Annotated in this window: 19 protein-coding genes; 8 read left to right on the forward strand and 11 right to left on the reverse strand. The window is 68.8% G+C overall.

The window, feature by feature from the left end; genetic code table 11:
• The 4 genes from AX018_RS19275 to AX018_RS19290 all read left to right on the forward strand — a co-directional run.
• The coding region (locus AX018_RS19275) for a transposase (protein ID WP_146749370.1) at positions 1–276 on the forward strand (276 nt) is incomplete at its 5' end.
• An 83-nt stretch (positions 277–359) separates the two neighbouring features.
• Positions 360–623, forward strand: a complete 264-nt coding sequence (locus AX018_RS19280) for a hypothetical protein (protein ID WP_111880652.1) — start codon at positions 360–362, stop codon at positions 621–623.
• 85 nt (positions 624–708) lie between these two features.
• Positions 709–1,701, forward strand: coding sequence for a radical SAM protein (locus tag AX018_RS19285; RefSeq protein WP_111880654.1), 993 nt, complete (start codon positions 709–711; stop codon positions 1,699–1,701).
• Complete coding sequence (locus AX018_RS19290) at positions 1,701–2,780, forward strand: hypothetical protein (RefSeq protein ID WP_111880657.1); 1,080 nt, start codon at positions 1,701–1,703, stop codon at positions 2,778–2,780. Before AX018_RS19285 ends, AX018_RS19290 begins: the two co-directional genes overlap by 1 nt.
• A 9-nt stretch (positions 2,781–2,789) precedes the next feature.
• Here the strand turns inward: AX018_RS19290 and AX018_RS19295 are convergent, their stop codons facing one another.
• The 11 genes from AX018_RS19295 to AX018_RS19345 form a co-directional block, all read right to left on the reverse strand.
• Positions 2,790–5,015: a putative bifunctional diguanylate cyclase/phosphodiesterase gene (locus AX018_RS19295; RefSeq protein ID WP_111880722.1), complete on the reverse strand. Its 2,226-nt coding sequence runs from the start codon at positions 5,013–5,015 to the stop codon at positions 2,790–2,792.
• Positions 5,012–5,773 (reverse strand): GGDEF domain-containing protein, encoded by a 762-nt coding sequence (locus AX018_RS19300; protein ID WP_111880659.1) that lies wholly within the window; start codon positions 5,771–5,773, stop codon positions 5,012–5,014. The genes AX018_RS19295 and AX018_RS19300 overlap by 4 nt, the downstream gene beginning before the upstream one ends.
• On the reverse strand, positions 5,770–6,159 hold the full coding sequence (locus tag AX018_RS19305; RefSeq protein WP_111880662.1) for a DUF1987 domain-containing protein: 390 nt from the start codon (positions 6,157–6,159) through the stop codon (positions 5,770–5,772). The genes AX018_RS19300 and AX018_RS19305 overlap by 4 nt, the downstream gene beginning before the upstream one ends.
• Positions 6,160–6,192: 33 nt before the next feature.
• On the reverse strand, positions 6,193–6,765 hold the full coding sequence (locus tag AX018_RS19310) for a SiaB family protein kinase (protein WP_111880665.1): 573 nt from the start codon (positions 6,763–6,765) through the stop codon (positions 6,193–6,195).
• A 35-nt stretch (positions 6,766–6,800) separates the two neighbouring features.
• Positions 6,801–8,033: a SpoIIE family protein phosphatase gene (locus AX018_RS19315; RefSeq protein WP_111880667.1), complete on the reverse strand. Its 1,233-nt coding sequence runs from the start codon at positions 8,031–8,033 to the stop codon at positions 6,801–6,803.
• A 140-nt stretch (positions 8,034–8,173) separates the two neighbouring features.
• The gene (locus tag AX018_RS19320) at positions 8,174–8,869 is read right to left on the reverse strand and encodes an ABC transporter ATP-binding protein (RefSeq protein ID WP_111880670.1); all 696 of its coding nucleotides are present in this window, start codon (positions 8,867–8,869) and stop codon (positions 8,174–8,176) included.
• Between the two features lies 1 nt (position 8,870).
• The gene (locus tag AX018_RS19325) at positions 8,871–9,656 is read right to left on the reverse strand and encodes an ABC transporter ATP-binding protein (protein ID WP_111880724.1); all 786 of its coding nucleotides are present in this window, start codon (positions 9,654–9,656) and stop codon (positions 8,871–8,873) included.
• Positions 9,656–10,984 (reverse strand): branched-chain amino acid ABC transporter permease, encoded by a 1,329-nt coding sequence (locus AX018_RS19330; protein WP_111880673.1) that lies wholly within the window; start codon positions 10,982–10,984, stop codon positions 9,656–9,658. Before AX018_RS19330 ends, AX018_RS19325 begins: the two co-directional genes overlap by 1 nt.
• Positions 10,985–10,990: 6 nt before the next feature.
• Positions 10,991–11,944 carry a branched-chain amino acid ABC transporter permease gene (locus AX018_RS19335; RefSeq protein ID WP_111880675.1) on the reverse strand — a complete coding sequence of 318 codons (954 nt, stop codon included), beginning with the start codon at positions 11,942–11,944 and terminating at the stop codon, positions 10,991–10,993.
• Between the two features lie 103 nt (positions 11,945–12,047).
• The gene (locus AX018_RS19340) at positions 12,048–13,283 is read right to left on the reverse strand and encodes a branched-chain amino acid ABC transporter substrate-binding protein (protein ID WP_111880678.1); all 1,236 of its coding nucleotides are present in this window, start codon (positions 13,281–13,283) and stop codon (positions 12,048–12,050) included.
• Positions 13,284–13,416: 133 nt separating this feature from the next.
• Complete coding sequence (locus AX018_RS19345) at positions 13,417–15,057, reverse strand: 3-(methylthio)propionyl-CoA ligase (RefSeq protein WP_111880681.1); 1,641 nt, start codon at positions 15,055–15,057, stop codon at positions 13,417–13,419.
• A 183-nt stretch (positions 15,058–15,240) separates the two neighbouring features.
• Here AX018_RS19345 and AX018_RS19350 point away from each other — a divergent pair, with 183 nt between their 5' ends.
• The 4 genes from AX018_RS19350 to AX018_RS19365 are packed head-to-tail and all read left to right on the forward strand — an operon-like array spanning position 15,241 to position 18,022.
• Positions 15,241–16,731 carry a protein adenylyltransferase SelO gene (locus tag AX018_RS19350; RefSeq protein ID WP_111880683.1) on the forward strand — a complete coding sequence of 497 codons (1,491 nt, stop codon included), beginning with the start codon at positions 15,241–15,243 and terminating at the stop codon, positions 16,729–16,731.
• Positions 16,728–17,138: a peptide-methionine (R)-S-oxide reductase MsrB gene (gene msrB, locus AX018_RS19355; protein ID WP_111880727.1), complete on the forward strand. Its 411-nt coding sequence runs from the start codon at positions 16,728–16,730 to the stop codon at positions 17,136–17,138. Before AX018_RS19350 ends, msrB begins: the two co-directional genes overlap by 4 nt.
• 39 nt (positions 17,139–17,177) lie before the next feature.
• A complete protein-coding gene (locus AX018_RS19360; protein WP_111880686.1) occupies positions 17,178–17,744 on the forward strand; it encodes a septation protein A in 567 nt (188 codons plus the stop codon).
• Positions 17,745–17,782: 38 nt separating this feature from the next.
• Entirely contained in the window at positions 17,783–18,022 is a 240-nt protein-coding gene (locus AX018_RS19365) for a BolA family protein (RefSeq protein WP_111880729.1), read from the forward strand.
• The last annotated feature ends 26 nt before the right edge of the window (positions 18,023–18,048 follow it).

Raw genomic sequence — 18,048 nt, forward strand, 5'->3', positions numbered from 1 at the left:
CGCCACTGGAAGAAGCCGAGTCCGGGATCGGAGCAGCGCAACGAAGCCATCCGGGCGTGCCAGCGTTTGGGCCGCAGCGTCTGGAAGAAGTGGAGCGGCTACCACCGGCGCAGCCTTGTCGAGACGAAGATGCACTGCTTCAAGCGACTGGGCGAACGGGTGACGGCGCGCACGTTCGAGCATCAGGTGGTGGAGTTGCATGTCCGCGTGGCCGTACTCAACCGCTTCAGCCAGATCGGTCGTCCTCAAACCGTTCTGGTGGCCGCCATGGCATAAATCCGTCTGGGGTTGGGGCTATGCCGTCTTCGAACTGATTTGTGCAACAAAGCCCTTTTAAACCATAAAGGAAAGGAAATCCCATGCCTGATCCGACCAAACCCGTCACCCTGGACCTCCAGGATCTCGCGGTAAATGAGAGGGGAGAACTCCATATCGCCAACCCGGAACTCGTCACGAAGCTCAAGCAGAGCATCGCCGACAGCGTCCGGCCGGGCGCAGCGGCCGCCGACAACTACGTGGGCTGCGGCGGCAATGCCTACCAATGCGGAAAGAGCGGCGCATCCGGAATGGATGAGCTGATCAACGTCGCGCGCAACGCCAAGCTGGCCAAGACGGGCGGCTGACCGCGCACCAGGCCGCTGTATCGCAGGGCTGGCCGGCAGCCACGGCGGCACCCAGCCCTGCACCATTTTTCGGGAGGTTCCGACCATGGAAGCGACGACGACCCCAGACACCGGGCACCTGCGCGATCTCGCCATGCTGTGCACCAACGACGTCCTCGAATTGCATCTGCTGCCGACCGAGCAATGCAATTTCCGCTGCACGTACTGCTACGAGGATTTCCAGCAGGGCCGCATGCCGCCCGAGGTGGTCCATGGCGTGAAGCGCCTCATCGACCGCCGGGCGCCCTCGCTGCAGCTGCTCAGCATCGCGTGGTTCGGGGGCGAGCCCCTGAAGGCGCTCTCCATCGTGGAGGACATTTCCCGGCATGCCTGCGCCGCGGGAAGCCGCCACGGTTTCAGGTTCCGCGGCTCCATGACGACCAACGGGTGGGACCTCGGGCTGGACACCCTCTCCCGCCTCGTCGCCCTGGAAGTGCGGGACTACCAGATCACGCTGGACGGCCCGGCGGCCATCCACGACGCGGTGCGCGTGCGCGCGGATGGCGCCCCCACCTACGAGAGGATCTGGTCGCACCTGTGCGCGGCGCAGGCCTCGCCGCTCCCGTTCAACATCACGCTGCGGCTCCACATCCGGCCCGACACCGCCGAAGAGATCGCCCGCTGGATACCCGAAGTGGAACGCACCCTGCTCAGGGATTCCCGCTTCAAGGTCCTGGTCAAGACCGTGGAGCATCTGGGAGGCCCGCGGGACGCGATCGTCCCGGTGTACCGCAGCGACCGCGAACGCGAGGCGGCCGTGGCGCCGCTCTACCGCGCGCTGGGCGCCCGCAGCGCCTTCCGCACGGACATCTACGCGCGGGCCTGCTACGCGGGGCGGCCCAATGCCTGGGTGATCCGCTCCAATGGGGACCTGGCCCGCTGCACCGTGGCGCTGAAGGACCCGGCCAACCGCGTCGGCCATCTCACGCCGGACGGAGACATGGAGATCGACCAGGACCGGCTGCGCCCCTGGTTCCACGGCCTGCCCAGCCTCGCGAACGACATCATCTCGTGCCCGGCCCACTCGCTGCCCCGGTGATGCGGAACGTGCCCGCCGGCATCGGCCTGCTCACGGGGCGCCGCCGCCACCCGCACTGGCCCCTGGACCCATGGCATGCCGTGGTCGCGGACGTCCTGCGCGAAGCCTCGCCCCTCTTGCAGCTGGAGAGCTACTGCGTCGCGCTGAACAACGCCGCGCTGATCGAACTGATGCTCGGGCGCGGCGAAGATGCGCGGAGCCTGTGCCTGCAGCAGATACGGCTGCTGATGCACCTACCCGCCGGGCTGCGCGCCCGCGCCCGGTTGTTCATCTGGCAGCCGGTCATCAATCTCGCGCGCATGCAGATACGTTCGGCGCCGCAGCAGGGCATCGGCTGGCTGCGCGCGCTGCGGGCCGCCGCCGGCGGAGAGCGGGAGGCGGGCCTTCCCCCGTGGCTCGCCGAGCCCGTGGCATTCGCGGCCCGCGAGACCGAACACCCCGGCGTGCGCCTGTGGCTGCAGGAAGCGGCCATGACCGAGGCCCTGCAGGCCGGGCTCCGGCTGCGCGATCCGGCGCTGTTTGCCGACGCGCTGCGCGATGGCGCCGGCGACGCCGGCAGCCATCCCCTGCTGCAGGCGCTGAAGGCCGAGGCCGAGCTGCTGCAGGACATCTGGCAGGGCCAGGAACCGGAGATGCACCGGGCCGCGAAGGCCCCGGTGCCCTGCGTCGTCGCCCTGGCCCACCTCGCCGGCTGGTGCGCCCTGGAATCCCGCCCAGGGCAGCCGGACTGGCACGGCCTGCTCGCCGTGGCGGTGGGCCAGTTACTGGGCCTCGCGGACAGCGCCGATTTCAACCACGAACTGCTCGGGCAACTGGCCCTCTCGCTCGCACGGATCGACGCCGCGCAGGGCTGGGAACACAAGGACGGGAGCGCATGGCTCGCCCGCGCCGCGGCGCATTTCGAACGGCGGCAGGACGAGGTATGGGAAGCCCGCCTCCTGGCCTGCGGCCCACCGGGCCCGGACCACCGGCTCGAAGCACTGCGCAGGCATTCGCGCTACCCCGGGGTCGGAAACGATGCCTCGCGCGCTCGGCCGCTTCCCGCCCCGCTCTCGTCCATCGCGCAGGCCGTGGTCTGAAGTGCCACGTCAGCCCGGGCGCGCCTGCAGCCAGTCCCGCAGCCGCGGCAGCTCCAGGGGTGGAGCGATGTGGTAGCCCTGGCCCTCATTGCAGCCCATGTGCAGCAGCGCATCCCAGCTTGCGGCGTCCTCGATGCCTTCGGCCATCACCCGCAACCCCAGCTGGCGCCCCAGTTGCACGATCATCTCGGCGATGCGCGCCCCCTGGGCGCCGCGGGGCTGGCGCACGAAGCTGCGGTCGATCTTGATGCGGTCCAGCGGCAGCCGCTCCAGATAGCTCAGCGAGGAGTAGCCGGTTCCGAAGTCGTCGATGGCGATGCTGACGCCATCGGCCCGCAGCGAGGCCAGCGTGGACTGCAGCAACTGGGTGGGCACCACGGCGACGGATTCGGTGATCTCCAGCTCCAGGCGCTGTGCCTGCAGCCTGGCCGCGGCCAGCGCCATGCGCACCGTGTCGAGGAAGCCGGGGTCCTGCAACTGCGCCACCGAGACGTTGACGGCCATGCGCATCGGCGCCTGCCCGGCATCGATCAGCGCCCGCATGGTCTGGCAGGCGGTGACCAGCACCCACTGCCCCAGCGGCACGATGAGCCCGGAATGCTCCGCCATCGGAATGAAATCATCGGGGGAAACGAAGCGCCCGTCCCCGGTGCGCCACCGCAGCAGGGCCTCCAGCCCCACGAGCGCGCCCGTCTCCAGGTGGAGCTGCGGCTGGTAGACCAGAAACAGTTGTGCGTTGTCGATGGCGGCCCGCAGGTCCACCAGCAGCATCGCCCGGTCGCGCGCCTCCGTGCCCATGTGGTCCAGGTACTGCAGGTGCTGCCCGCGGTGGTCGCGCTTGGCGCGCTTGAGGGCGATGGTGGCGTCCTTGACCAGATCGACGCCGGCCTGGGCCTGGGCGGGCAGGTGCACATAGCCGCAGGTGAGCGAGACCTTGTGCGGCACGCCATCCACGGCGGGCGGCGGGCGCAGGCACTGCAGCAACTGCGGCAGCGCCACACGGCCCGCCTCGCCCAGCACGCCGAAGGTGTCGGACCCCACGCGCGCCAGCAGCACGCCGGGCGGCAGCGCGTCGGCCAGCCGGCGGGCCACGGCCTCCAGCAGCCGGTCGCCGAAGCGGTGGCCCATCACGTCGTTGGCGGCGCAGAAGTCGTCGATGTCGATCAGCGCCAGGATGTGGTCCTGCGCGCCGCCGCGGCGCACGCATTCGTCCACCTTCTCCACGAAGTGGGCGCGGTTGGGCAAGCGCACCAGCGGGTCGTAGTAGGCGAAGCGGTGCAGCCGGTCCAGCAGGTCGCGGTTGTGCAGCAAGGTGCTCAGGTTGACGGTGAACACGTCCAGCAACGGGCTGTCCAGCGCCCTGTGCGGGCCCGGCGTGTCCACGAAGACGACCATGCCCCGTTCGTTCCGGCTGCCGATGTACAGAGCAATGCCGCCCTCGTCCCCGTGGATGTTGTGGCCGAACTTCAGCGCACGGCACAGCAGCCGCTGCCAGCGGGAGTCGGGCATGGCCCCCAGCGTCTGGCCGATGAGGCCGGCGAACGGCCCCGTGGCGGCCACCACCTGGCAGCGCTCGGCGGTGCTGCCGTTCAGCGCGCACACGATGCCCCGCTCGGGCACGCCCAGCAGCGCCGCGAGCTGGACGATGACGCTCGATGCGAAGGCCTGGAGATCGGTTGCCTCCAGCAGCGCCGCGCTGGAGCGCACGATCAGCTCCAGGCTGCGGCGGCTGGCCTCGATGGCGCAGCGCTGCTCGTACGAGCGGATGGAAGTGAGGACCACGGGCAGCAGGCGGCCCGGCGTCAGTTCGGATTTGGCGCGGTAATCGTTGATGTCGAACCGCAGCAGCATGTCCTGGTCCGGCATCTGCCCGGCCTGCGCGGTGCGCAGCACGATGCGGGTGTTGCGCAGCCCCGCCGTGTGGCGCACGAAGTCCAGCAGGTCCAGCCCCACCCCGGCGCGGTCCCAGGCCATGCCGAGCAGGACCACGGCCACATCGGGCTCGCCCAGCAGCATGGCACGGGCTTCTTCGCTGGTGTGCGCATGCAGGCACGCGAGGGCGCGGCCCATCAGCTCCTGCCCCTCCAGCGCCGCGTGGGCTGTGGCATGCACGTCCAGGTCGCCATCGACCACCAGCACCCGCCACCGCGGCGCCGGGCACGGGGCGCCGGATACCGGCGGCGGCATGCAGTCCGCGTCGGCGAGGGGCGCATCCCGCCCGATCTCGATGCTCATGGGCTCGGCGTTTCCGCCGTATTCTTCGCGCACACCACGCAGTTGCGGCCGCGGCGCTTGGCCCCGTACAGGGCCTCGTCGGCCAGGCCGTAGGCATCGTCGAAGCCGCTGCCGCCCTGCAGCCAGCTCACGCCGAAGCTGGCGGTGATACGGCTGCCGTCCGGCAGGCCGAAATCAAAGGCCTCGATGGCCTGGCGCGCGGCCTCGGCCACCCGTTCGCACGCCAGTCCGTCCTGCCCGGAAAGCAGCACGGTGAACTCCTCCCCTCCCACCCGGCCGATCTGCGCCGTGGCGGGCACGACGGACTTCAGGCAATCGACGACGCCGCGGATCACCCGGTCGCCCGTCGGATGGCCGAAGCTGTCGTTCACCCGCTTGAAATGGTCGATGTCCAGCACGATCAGCGCCACGCTGCCGATCGCGAACTGGCCATTGACCTGCTCGATGATCGCGGCGCGGTTGAGCACGGCCGTCAGCGGGTCATGCGTGGCACGGTAGTGCAGCTGGTCCGCCAGCTCGGTCAGGCGCTGGTTGAGCTGGTTCATCTCCAGCTCGGCGCGATCGCTGCGGCGCACGAGGCGCCGCGTCTCGCGCAGCAGCCGCTCGTAGGCGGTCAACAGGTCGCCCAGGGCCTGGCGGCAGCCCGAAGCCTGCGGCTCGGTGCATGAAGGCGCGTCATAGGCCGAGCGGGCGGCCAGCAGCGCACGGTGCTCGGACTCGAAGAGGTCCGGGGGGTGGAGATGCGGTCCATCGGTCAGGACGGCATCACCGGATGGCTGGTGAACTCGAGATCGGGGAAGTCATCGCTCAGCTCCTGCCCGAATTCGAGGATGGTGTCGTCCTCTTCGTCGTGGTACCAGTGCAGCGCCACGGGGTTGCCCGCCTCGACCGCATCGTTGAGCGCATCGATGAGGTTGAAGAGCATCTTGGTGCTGGAGCTGTTGAAGTACGCGAGCGCGATGTGCACCTCGATGCGCTGGCCGCTCAACTGCGCCAGGTAGTCCTTGAGCCGCGCGATGATGCCGCCATAGAAGGCGGCGGCATTCTCGGGATAGGACTCGCCGCGCAGGCTCAGGGTGTGCCTGTCGAACTGGAAATCCACCTCGGGAGAGCTGGGGGTCGGTGCGATGTAAAGATGGTCCATGCGTGATCTCTTCTCTGGGGCCGCCGGGGCAGGTCAGATCGCCGCCTTCAGGTAGAAGACGGGGGCGCCTGCCGCGCCCTGCGCGGCATCGAAGTCGAACTCCAGCGGCTCGCTGGCATCGCGGGCGACCGTGAGAAAGCCCATGCCGGCGCCCTTGCTGCCCGACGGCGTTTCCTCGCGCAGCGTCTGGCGGTAGGCCTGCTTGATCTCGTCGAGCGTCATGCTGCGCAGCCGCTCTAGCTTGGAGCGCAGATCCTCGGCCGTCCCCGCCTCGATGGGGTTGGCACACAGCAGCAGAAAGCGGCCGTCGGCCTCGCGGCGGATGCAGACCGAACCATGGCGCAGTTCGCCGTCGGGCTGGCTGGGCGCCGTGAGCGTGTCGGCGGAGTAATGGATGATGTTCTGCGCCATTTCGATGAACGACGAGAACAGCTTGCGCCGCGTGGGACCGGCCACTCCGGCCACCTCCAGCTGCAGCTTCACGGCGTCGGCCATGGCGGCGACGATGTGCTGCGAGAAGTAGCCCACGTAGTAGAAGATGACCTGGTGTTCGCGGGCCACGCTGAAGAAGGGGCCGTACTTGCCGGCGATCAAGGGGGAAGGCATCAGGGTCGGGTCCGTCGGAAAAAAGAGGATCGGCCTCAGGCGCGGAAACTCAGGAAGGTCACGTCGTCGCGCCGGCCGTGCTCGCCCTGCCACTCCTGCAGGCAGGCCAGCACGGCGCGGTTGATCTCGGCGGGGCTGCCGTCGCGGTGGCACAGCAGCAGCTCCCGCAGGCGCCGCTTGCCCAGCGCGATGGCGCGCGGGCCGCCCACCTGGTCGGTCAAGCCGTCCGTCGTGATGAACACCAGGCTGCCGGCGGGCAGCTCCAGACACTGGTTCTGCCAGGCGTAGTCCGGTTCGCTGTCCACGTAGCCCACGCCTTTGCGCTGCCCCTCGACGACCTCCACGGCATCGGCGCCCGGCCGCAGCACGTACAGCGACAGGCGCGCGCCCGCGAACACCAGCCGCGCGGACGCGGGCTCGAACCAGAAGCACGCCGCATCCATGCCGTCGTCCGAGCCGGGCGTCTCGTCCTTGCCGTCCACCTGGCCCAGGACCTGCTTGATGCTGCGGTTGACGCTGCCCAGCAGGCAGGCCGGGTCCCGTGCGCCGTGGCGCTCGATGGCCTGGCCCAGGCTGGTGGACGCGATCAGCGTCATGAAGGCCCCGGGGACACCGTGGCCGGTGCAGTCGGCCACGGCACCGAACCACCCGCCGTCGGCGACGCAGAACTGGTAGAAGTCGCCCCCCACCACGTCGCGCGGCTGCCAGACCAGATCGGCATCGGCGCAGGCACTCGCCAGGGCATCGCGGGAAGTGCGCAGCGTGGACTGCTGGATCACGCTGGCGTACTCGATGCTGTGCATGATCTGCCGGTTGCGCGAGACCTGCATGTCCGCCACCACGCGCATCAGTTGCAGGCCATTGCCCACGCCGGCGAACGCCCCGTCGCGCGTGATGATGAATCCATCGGACAGCGCCTTCTCGCCGCACTCCACCGTGCGGACGGTGAGCGTGTCGATGTCCATGGCCGCATCCACGACGAGCGGCTCCTTGTCCATGAAGGCGATGCAGCTCTTGCGGCCATACAGCTCCATGCGGAACTGCTTGCTCATCTGCGAGAGAAAGATGTTGCGGTTGATCAGCCCGATGGGCCGCGTGCCTTCCACCACCGGCAAGGCGATCAAGTCGCGGTGCTGGCTGAACACCTCCAGAACCTCTTCGTTGGTCTGGCCGGTGGTCATGCACGGTACGCCGATGCAGAGGTCCGCGGCGCTGGGAGGACGGAAACGTGGACGGAACTCGGTCAAATACGCACGGGAATCGAGCATGCCTGCGGCGTCGGAAATGATGTCAGCAAATGTTAATGACGGAACATTTCCATTTGATGACGGTTCCTGTCACACAAGCCTGCGGCGGGGGGGGCTCGCCGGACCGCCAGGACGGCCCCGCCCATGGCGCGGTCACGCCCTCACACCTCCAGCCACTCCTTGCGCACCGCCGTGTTTTCGCGCAGCCCCTCGGGCGTGCCGTCGTACACGATGCTGCCGTGGCCCATGACCAGCGCGCGGTCCGAGATGCGCATCGCGATGGTGAGCTTCTGCTCGATCAGCAGCACCGAGACGCCGCGCTCGCGGATCTTCTGCAGGTACTCGCCCACCTGCTCCACGATCTTGGGCGCGAGGCCCTCGGTGGGCTCGTCGATGATGATCAGGTCCGGGTCGCCCATGAGCGTGCGGCAGAGCGTGAGCATCTGCTGCTCGCCGCCCGACATCACGCCCGCCTCGGTGTGCTGGCGCTCCTTCAGGCGCGGGAACATCGCATACATGTCGTCGAAGCCCCAGCGGCTGCCCCGGCCGCGGCCCTTCTGGCCCAGCAGCAGGTTCTGGTGCACGGTGAGGTTGGGGAACACGTCGCGGCTCTCGGGCACGTAGCCCAGGCCCAGGTGGGCGATCTCGTAGGGCTTGCGGCCCGTGAGCGGGCGGCCCTTCCACGCCATCGTGCCCTCCCACTGCACGAGGCCCATGACGGCCTTGGCCGTGGTGGAGCGGCCCGAGCCGTTGCGCCCCAGCAGGGCCACGATCTCGCCGGGCGCCACGTCGAAGCCCACGCCGTGCAGCACGTGGCTCTTGCCATAGTAGGCATGCAGATCCTGTATGTGCAGCATCTCAGTGCCCCTCCGCCTGTTGCGACGCGATGACTGAGCCGAGGTAGGCTTCCTGCACGCGCGGGTTGGCACGCACGGCTTCGGGTGTGTCGAAGGCGATCACCTCGCCGTACACCACCACGGCGATGCGGTCCGCGAGGCCGAAGACCACGCCCATGTCGTGCTCCACGGTGAGCAGGGTGCGCCCCTCGGTGACCTCGCGGATGAGCTGGATGAAGCGCGCCGTCTCGCTCTTGCTCATGCCGGCCGTGGGTTCGTCCAGCAGGATCACGCTGGCGCCGCCCGCGATGGTGATGCCGATCTCCAGCGCGCGCTGCTCGGCATAGGTGAGGTTCATGGCCAGCGTGTCGCGCTTGGTCCCCAGATGGATCTGCTCCAGCAGCGCCTCGGCCCGCGCGTTCGCGTCGTGCAGGCGCGAGAGGAAGCGCCAGAAGCTGTAGCGGTAGCCCAGGCTCCAGAGCACGCCGCAGCGCAGGTTCTCGAACACGCTGAGCTTGGGGAAGATGTTGGTGATCTGGAAGCTGCGCGACAGGCCTAGGCGGTTGATCTCGTAGGGCGCCTTGCCGTCGATGCGCTGACCGTGCAGCAGCACCTCGCCGCTCGAAGGGCCGAAGCGCCCGCTGACCAGATTGAACAGCGTGGACTTGCCAGCGCCGTTGGGCCCGATGATGGCCACGCGCTCGCCCGCGCGCACCGACAGGTTGGCCCCCCGGATGATCTCGGTCTTGCCGAAGCGCTTGCGCAGGTCGCGCAGCTCCAGCGCCGGCGTATCGCCCGCGGCCGCCATCATGCGCGCCCCCTGCCGGCGGTGCCCGACTGCAGGTCGCGCTCGATCGCCTCCTGCACGGCGCCCCACTGCCGCGCGAAGTGCCGGCGGCAGAGCTCGAAGAGCCCCAGCCCGGTCGCGAACACGAGGCCCGCGCCGAACCAGCTCGACGCGCTGCGCGCATCGAGCGTGGCGCCGAGGAAGCCGATGTGCGGCCCGAGCGCCGCGTTGAGCTGCAGGTGGTAGGTCATCTCGATCATCGCCGCCGCGCCCAGCACCGCCGCCAGCGCCGTGCCGGCGAGCGCCAGGTAGGCCGGCGCCAGCGCGCGCAGGCGGCCATGGCGCGCCACGCGCAGGTTCATCATGACGAGGCTCGCGATGCCGCCCGGCGCGTACATCACCATGAAGAGGAACACGAGGCCCAGGTACAGCAGCCAGGCCTTGGACAGCTCCGACAGCAGCACCGAGGCGAACACCAGCAGCACCGCGCCGATGATGGGCCCGAAGAAGAACGTGGCGCCGCCCAGGAAGGTGAACAGCAGGTACGAGCCCGAGCGCATCACGCTCACGCTGTCGGCGGCGGTGACGATCTCGAAATTGATCGCCGCCAGCGCCCCGCCGATGCCCGCGAAGAAGCCCGCGATGATGAAGGCGTAGTAGCGCACGCGCTGCGTGTTGTAGCCGATGAACTCCACGCGCTCGGGGTTGTCGCGCACGGCGTTCAGGATGCGGCCCAGCGGCGTGCCCGTGAAGGCGAACATCAGCGCAGTGCACACGAAACAGTAGGCCGCGATCAGGTAGTACACCTGGATGGCGGGCCCGAAGCCGATGCCGAAGAAGCCCTTGCCGTAAACCCGGTCGGTGGTGATGCCGCCCTCGCCGCCGAAGAACTCCGGGAACATCAGCGCCATGGACGCCATCAGCTCGCCGATGCCCAGCGTGATCATCGCGAAGGTGGTGCCCGATTTCTTGGTCGTGACGAAACCCAGCAGCACCGCGAAGAACATGCCCGCCAGCCCGCCCACCAGCGGGATCAGCACCAGCGGCACGGGCAGCGCGCCCTGGCCCGCCCAGTTCATCGCATGCACGGCCATGAACGAGCCCATCCCGGTATAGACCGCATGCCCGAAACTCAGCATGCCGCCCTGCCCCAGCAGGATGTTGTAGGACAAGCAGATGATGATGAGGTAGCCGATCTGCGCGAGCATGGTGAGCGCGAGGCTGCTCGTGAACACCCTGGGCGCCAGGATGAGCATGAGCGCGAACAGGCTCCAGACCACGGCGCGGCCGATGTTCAGCGGCCGGAAACGGTAGTGGCTGCCCGCGCTGGAAGAGGAAGTCGTTGGCATGGGGGATCAGTCCTCCCGGGTTCCGAGCAGGCCCTTGGGGCGGAAGATGAGGATCAGCACCAGGAACAGGTACGGCAGGATGGGCGCGACCTGCGAGATCGTGAGCTTGAGCACCGGGTAGCCGAAGGTCTGCTCCGTCACAGCCACGCCCACCGCGCGCAGCGCATGCACCATGGAGTAATCGAGCGCCACCGCGAAGGTCTGCACCAGCCCGATGAGGAGCGAGGCGAGGAACGCCCCCGCGAGCGAGCCCATGCCGCCCACGACCACCACCACGAAGATGATCGAGCCCACCGAGGCCGCCATGGCCGGCTCGGTCACGTAGGTGTTGCCGCCGATCACGCCCGCCAGCCCCGCCAGCGCGCAGCCCCCGCCGAAGACCAGCATGAACACGCGCGGCACGTTGTGGCCCAGCGCCTCCACCATCTCGGGCTGCTTGAGCGCGGCCTGGATCACGAGGCCGATGCGCGTGCGCGTGAGCACCAGCCACACCGACGCCAGCATCAGCAGCGCCACCAGCATCACGAAGGAGCGCGACTTGGGGAACTGCGTGCCGTACAGCGTGAAAAGCGGCCCCTGCAGCTGCGGCGGCAGGCCGTAGGGCACGGTGGAGCGGCCCCAGACCAGTTGCACGAGTTCCAGGATCAGGTAAGAGAGGCCGAAGGTCACGAGCAGCTCGGGCACGTGGCCGAACTTGTGCACGCGGCGCAGCGCGTAGCGCTCGAAGGCCGCGCCCAGCAGGCCCACGGCCAAGGGCGCGATGAACAGCGCGGGCCAGAAGCCCAGCACGCCCGAGAGCGTGTAGGCGAAATAGGCGCCGAGCATGTAGAAGCTGGTGTGCGCGAAGTTGAGCACGCCCATCATGCTGAAGATCAGCGTCAGCCCGGAGCTGAGCATGAACAGCAGCAGCCCGTAGCTCACGCCGTTCAGCAGGGAGATGACGAAAAACTCGAGGTTCATCGAAAGGAGCGCCGCGCGGCGCGGGACGGAGGCGGGGTGAAAAAAAGGCCCGATGGTGCGCGGGCCTCTGGAAACGCGGGTCCGCCCGGGGCGGCCCGCGCCGTCACGAAGGCCGCTTCATCTGGCAGGAGCTCGGCGTGCTGGCCACGTAGGGCTCGTAGTACTTCACGGGCACGAAGGTGTAGCCCGTATTCTCCGCGTCGTTGGGGTACTTGCCGCCCGCCTTCTCCCAGCGGGAGACGAACAGGCCCTGCTGGAGCTGGTGGTCGGTCTTGCGCATCTCCACCTCGCCGTTGAAGCTGTTGAACTTCAGGCCCTCCAGCACGGCGGCGACCTTCACGGGGTCGGTGCTCCTGGCCTTCACGAAGCCCGCGTCGAGCATCGCGAACGCGTGGTACACGGCGCCGGTGTACATGTCGTCGTTGAACTTCTTCTTGTAGTCGGCCACCACGCGGCCGATGCCGCCCGGCAGGTTCAAGTGGTTGTACGACACCATGTACACCCGCCCCGCCGCGCCCGCGCCCATGGCCGTGGGCGCGCCCGTCACGCCGCCGTAGTAGGTGTAGAAATTGACGTTGGAGAGGCCCGCGTCGTTCGCGGCCTTGATGAGCAGCGCGAGGTCGGAGCCCCAGTTGCCGGTGATGACCGAGTCCGCGCCCGACTGGCGGATCTTGGCGATGTAGGGCGCGAAGTCGCGCACCTGGGCGAGCGGGTGCAGGTCGTCACCCACGATCTGCACGTCGGGCCGCTTGCGCGCGAGGTTCTCCTTGGCGTACTTGGAGACCTGCTGGCCGTGCGAGTAGTTCTGGTTGATGAGGTAGACCTTCTTCACGTCCGGCAGGTCCTTCATGAAGGTGGTCATGGCCTCCATCTTCATCGAGGTGTCCGCGTCGAGGCGGAAGTGCCAGTAGCTGCACTTGCTGTTGGTGAGGTCCGGGTCCACCGCGGCGTAGTTGAGGTAGACCACCTCTTTGCCGGGGTTGCGCGCGTTGTGCTTTTCCAGCGCGTCCATGATGGCGAGCGCCGGGCCCGAGCCGTTGCCCTGTACCACGTAGCGCGCGCCCTGGTCCATCGCGGAGCGCAGCGCGCTGGTCGTCTCCTGCGGGCTCAGCTTGTTGTCGATGCCGATGATCTCGAACTTCACGCCCGAGGCGTTCTTCCTGCTGAACTCATCGGCCAGGAACTGGAAGCTCTTGAGCTGGTTCGTGCCCACCGCCGCCATCAGCCCCGAGAGCGGGTCGAGCCAGGCGATCTTCACCGTCTCGCCCTTTTGGGCGAATGCAGCGCATGTCGCCGCCAACATTACGGATGCAGCTACTGCTTTGATAGCAAACCTCATCGCCTGTCTCCTTGTGTGCTGGGGGGTAACCGAACACGCCGCAGCGTACAGGCGAGGCCCGGGGCGGTGTTCAGGGATTCACCCTAGCGCCTATCCCGCAGGCGACTCGCGCGCCCGCGGGCCCATTTCACCTTCACAGGCTGGGCAGGCGATAGCCCTGCAACTGCTCGCGCAGCTTCGCCTTGAGCATCTTGCCCGTGGCGCCGATGGGGATCGCATCGACGAACACCACGTCGTCCGGGATCTGCCACTTGGCGGTCTTGCCCTCGTAGAAGGCCAGCAATTCCTCGCGCGTCAGCTCGGCGCCCTGGCGCTTCACCACGACCACGATGGGGCGCTCGTCCCACTTGGGGTGCGGCATGCCCACGCAGGCCGCCATGGCCACGGACGGGTGCGCCATGGCGATGTTCTCGATGTCGATGGAGCTGATCCACTCGCCGCCGGACTTGATGACGTCCTTGCTGCGGTCGGTGATCTGCATGTAGCCGTCGGCATCGATGGTGGCCACGTCACCCGTGGGGAACCAGCCGCGCCCCTGCGCGTCGGGCACGAGCGGACTGCCCTCGGCGCGGTAGTAGCGGTCCACGATCCAGGGGCCCTTGACCAGCAGGTCGCCATAGGCCTTGCCGTCCCAGGGCAGCTCGCAGCCGTCGCCATCGACGATCTTCATGTCCACGCCGTAGATCGCGCGGCCCTGCTTGAGCAGAACCTTCGTCTGCTCCGCGGGCGGCAGGCCCTGGTGCTTGTTCTTGAGCGAGGACAGCGTGCCCAGCGGGCTCATCTCGGTCATGCCCCAGGCGTGCAGCACGCGCACGCCGTACTCGTTCTGGAAGGCCTCGATCATGGCCGGCGGGCAGGCCGATCCGCCGATCACCGTGCGCTGGAGCCTGCCGAAGCGCAGGCCCGCGGACCGGGCATGCTGCAGCAGCATCTGCCACACGGTGGGCACGCCGGCCGCGAAGGTCACGCCCTCGGCGGCCATGAGCTCGTACACCGACTTGCCGTCGAGCGAGGGGCCGGGAAACACCAGCTTGCAGCCCGTGAGCGGCGCGGAGTACGGAATACCCCAGGCGTTGACGTGGAACATCGGCACCACCGGCAGCACCGAATCGCTGGCCGACAGGCCCATCACGTCGGGCAGCGCGGCGGCATAGGCGTGCAGCAGCGAGGAGCGGTGGCTGTAGAGCACGCCCTTCGGGTGGCCCGTGGTGCCGCTCGTGTAGCAGATGCTGGAGGCCGAGTTCTCGTCGAACACCGGCCAGGCGTAGGCGCTGGAGGCCGCGCCGATCCAGGCCTCGTAGCTCGTGAGGTTCGGGATGCCGGTATCGGCCGGAAGCCGGTCGGCATCGCACAGCGCCACCCAGCGCCGCACGGTGGGGCACTTGGCGTGCACTGCCTGCACGATGGGCAGGAAGGTCAGGTCGAAGCACAGGACCTGGTCCTCGGCATGGTTCACGATCCAGGCGATCTGCTCGGGATGCAGGCGCGGGTTGATGGTGTGCAGCACGCGGCCCGAGCCGCTCACGCCGTAGTACATCTCCAGGTGCCGGTAGCCGTTCCAGGCCAGGCTGGCGACGCGGTCGCCGAAGGCCAGCGCATCGCCGTCCAGCGCATTCGCGAGTTGGCGCGCGCGGGCGGCCATGTCGCGGTAGGTGTAGCGGTGGATGTCGCCCTCCACGCGCCGCGAAACGATCTCCGCGTCGCCGTGGTGGCGCTCGGCGAACTCCACGAGCGTGGAAATCAGCAGGGGTTGGCTCTGCATCAGGCCCAGCATGGTGTCTCCTTGTGTTCTGGTGAGAATGGGTCGGTTCCTTATCCTACCCGTGCGATTTGCCCGCCCGGCCCCCGGCAAGCCCGCAGCGGCGCGGGCTTGTCGCCCGGTTGACAGCCCGCCCCGCGGCAGCGCCCAAGCCCCTGCGGCGGGCCGTGGCAAAGCCGCTCGGAGACAATGGCGCGGATGACCTCCATCGACTCCACCGCCCCCGCGGCCGAGGCGCATCCGGGCCTGCGATGGCGCAACGGCTTCGCCGCGCTGGGGCCCGACTTCTTCACCGAACTCGCGCCCACGCCGCTGCCCGACCCGTACTGGATCGCCGGCAGCACCGACACCGCCGGCCTGATCGGCCTGGCGCCGGGCTGGCTGGGCAGCGATGCCGCGCGGCAGGTGCTCTCGGGCAACGCGCTGCTGCACGGCATGCGGCCGCTGGCCAGCGTGTACAGCGGCCACCAGTTCGGCGTCTGGGCCGGGCAGCTCGGCGACGGCCGCGCCATCCTGCTGGGCGAGACCGAGGGCGGATACGAGGTGCAGCTCAAGGGCAGCGGTCGCACGCCCTACTCCCGCATGGGCGACGGCCGCGCCGTGCTGCGCTCGTCGGTCCGCGAATTCCTCTGCAGCGAGGCCATGCATGCGCTGGGCATCCCCACGACGCGCGCGCTCGCCCTCACCGGCTCGCCCGCGCCCGTGGTGCGCGAGGAGATCGAGACGGCCGCCGTGGTCACGCGCGTGGCGCCCAGCTTCATCCGCTTCGGGCACTTCGAGCACTTCGCCGCGCGCGACCAGGAGCCGCAGCTGCGCGCCCTCGCCGACTACGTGATCGACCGTTACTACCCCGCCTGCCGCGACGCCGGGCCGGCATCCGGCGGCCATCCTTACGCGGCGCTGCTGCGCACCGTGAGCGAGCGCACCGCCGCCCTCGTCGCGCAGTGGCAGGCCGTGGGCTTCTGCCACGGTGTGATGAACACCGACAACATGAGCATCCTGGGGCTGACCATCGACTACGGCCCCTTCCAGTTCCTGGATGCCTTCGACCCCGGCCACATCTGCAACCACAGCGACGGCCAGGGCCGCTACGCCTTCGACCAGCAGCCGCAGGTCGCGTACTGGAACCTGTTCTGCCTGGGCCAGGCCCTCATGCCGCTGATCGGCGACACCGGCCTCGCGCAGGCCGCGCTCGAGTCCTACCGCAGCGTGTTCCCCGCCGAATTCATGCGCCGCATGCGCGCCAAGCTCGGGCTCTCGGCACCGCGCGAGGGCGACGCCGCGCTCGTGGACGGCCTGCTCGGCCTGCTGGCCCGGCACGCGGTGGACCACACCCTCTTCTGGCGGCGCCTCTCCGGGGCCGTGGCCTCGCAGGACTTCACGCCCGTGCGCGACCTCTTCCCGGACCGCGCCGCATGGGATGCCTGGCTGCTACAGTATTCAGAGCACCTCAGCCAGGAAGATCAGCGACATGCGGCCGATCTGATGCTGAAAACCACCCCCCGGTTCGTCCTGCGCAACCACCTGGGCGAACTCGCCATCCGTGCGGCCAGGGCCGGCGACTTCGCTCCGCTGCAGGCGCTGCAGGCCGTGCTCGCGCGGCCCTTCGACGAGCACCCTGGCCGCGAGGAGTGGGCCGGCTTTCCGCCCGACTGGGCGTCCTCCATCGAAATCAGTTGTTCATCATGACCTTTCCGATCCAGAAAACCGATGCCGAATGGCAGGCCCTGCTGCGAGACAAGGGCGCCGAGCCGGCGGCCTGGCAGGTCACGCGCCACGCCGCCACCGAGCGCCCCTTCACGGGCAAGTACGAGGCGCACTGGGCGGACGGCAGCTACCACTGCGTGTGCTGCGGCGCCAAGCTGTTCGACTCCGGCACCAAGTTCGATGCCGGGTGCGGCTGGCCCAGCTTCTCGCTGGCCGTGCCGGGCGCCATCCGGGAGATCGTGGACCGCAGCCACGGCATGGTCCGCACCGAGACGGTGTGTGCACAATGCGGGGCGCACCTCGGGCACGTGTTCGAGGACGGCCCCACCCCCACCGGGCTGCGCTACTGCATGAACTCCGCCTCGCTGGACTTCGAGCCCGGCGCCTGAGAAGGTGTGAAAGAACCCGGCCACCGGCCGCGTCCCCCTATGAAACTGCTGATCGACTTCTTCCCCATCATCCTGTTCTTCGCGGCCTTCAAGCTGTGGGGCATCTACACGGCCACGGCCGTGGCGATCGCCGCCACCGTGCTGCAGATCGCCTACCTGCGCGTGCGCCACGGCCGGGTCGAGCCCATGCAGTGGGTGAGCCTGGGCGTGATCGTCGTCTTCGGCGGCGCCACGCTGCTCGCGCACAGCGAGACCTTCATCAAGTGGAAGCCCACGGTGCTGTACTGGCTGATGGCGGCCGCGCTGCTCATCGGCCAGTTCGTCTTCCACAAGAACCTGATCCGCTCGCTCATGGGCGCCCAGATGGAGCTGCCCGATGCAGCGTGGCGCGCCATGAACTGGAGCTGGACCGCGTTCTTCGCGGCCATGGGCTTCGTCAACCTGTGGGTGGCCTACACCTTCAGCACCGATGCCTGGGTCAACTTCAAGCTCTTCGGCGGCCTCGGCCTCATGGCCGTGTTCGTGGTCGGGCAGGCGCTCTACCTCAGCCGCTACATCAAGGAAGGCGAGAACAAGCCCTCCTCCGCCGAGGACGCCCAGCCGTGAGCGGCGCCGCACCTGCCGGGGGGATCACCGCCCAGGCCATGGAACGCAAACTGCGCGAAGCCCTCGCCCCCACCGCGCTCGAGGTGCTGGACGAAAGCGCCGCCCACGCGGGCCACGCGGGTGCCAACGGAACGGGCTTCGGCACGCACTTCCGGGTACGCATCTCGTCACCTTTGTTTACGGGCAGGCCACGCGTGGCGCGGCATCGCCTTGTGTATGATGCGCTGCAGGAATTCATCGATCGGGGCGCGCACGCCATAGCCATCGAAGTCCTTTGATCCGATTCCCACGTCCGGGCCCTTGG

This window comes from Paracidovorax anthurii, from assembly GCF_003269065.1.
GTDB lineage: Bacteria > Pseudomonadota > Gammaproteobacteria > Burkholderiales > Burkholderiaceae_C > Paracidovorax > Paracidovorax anthurii.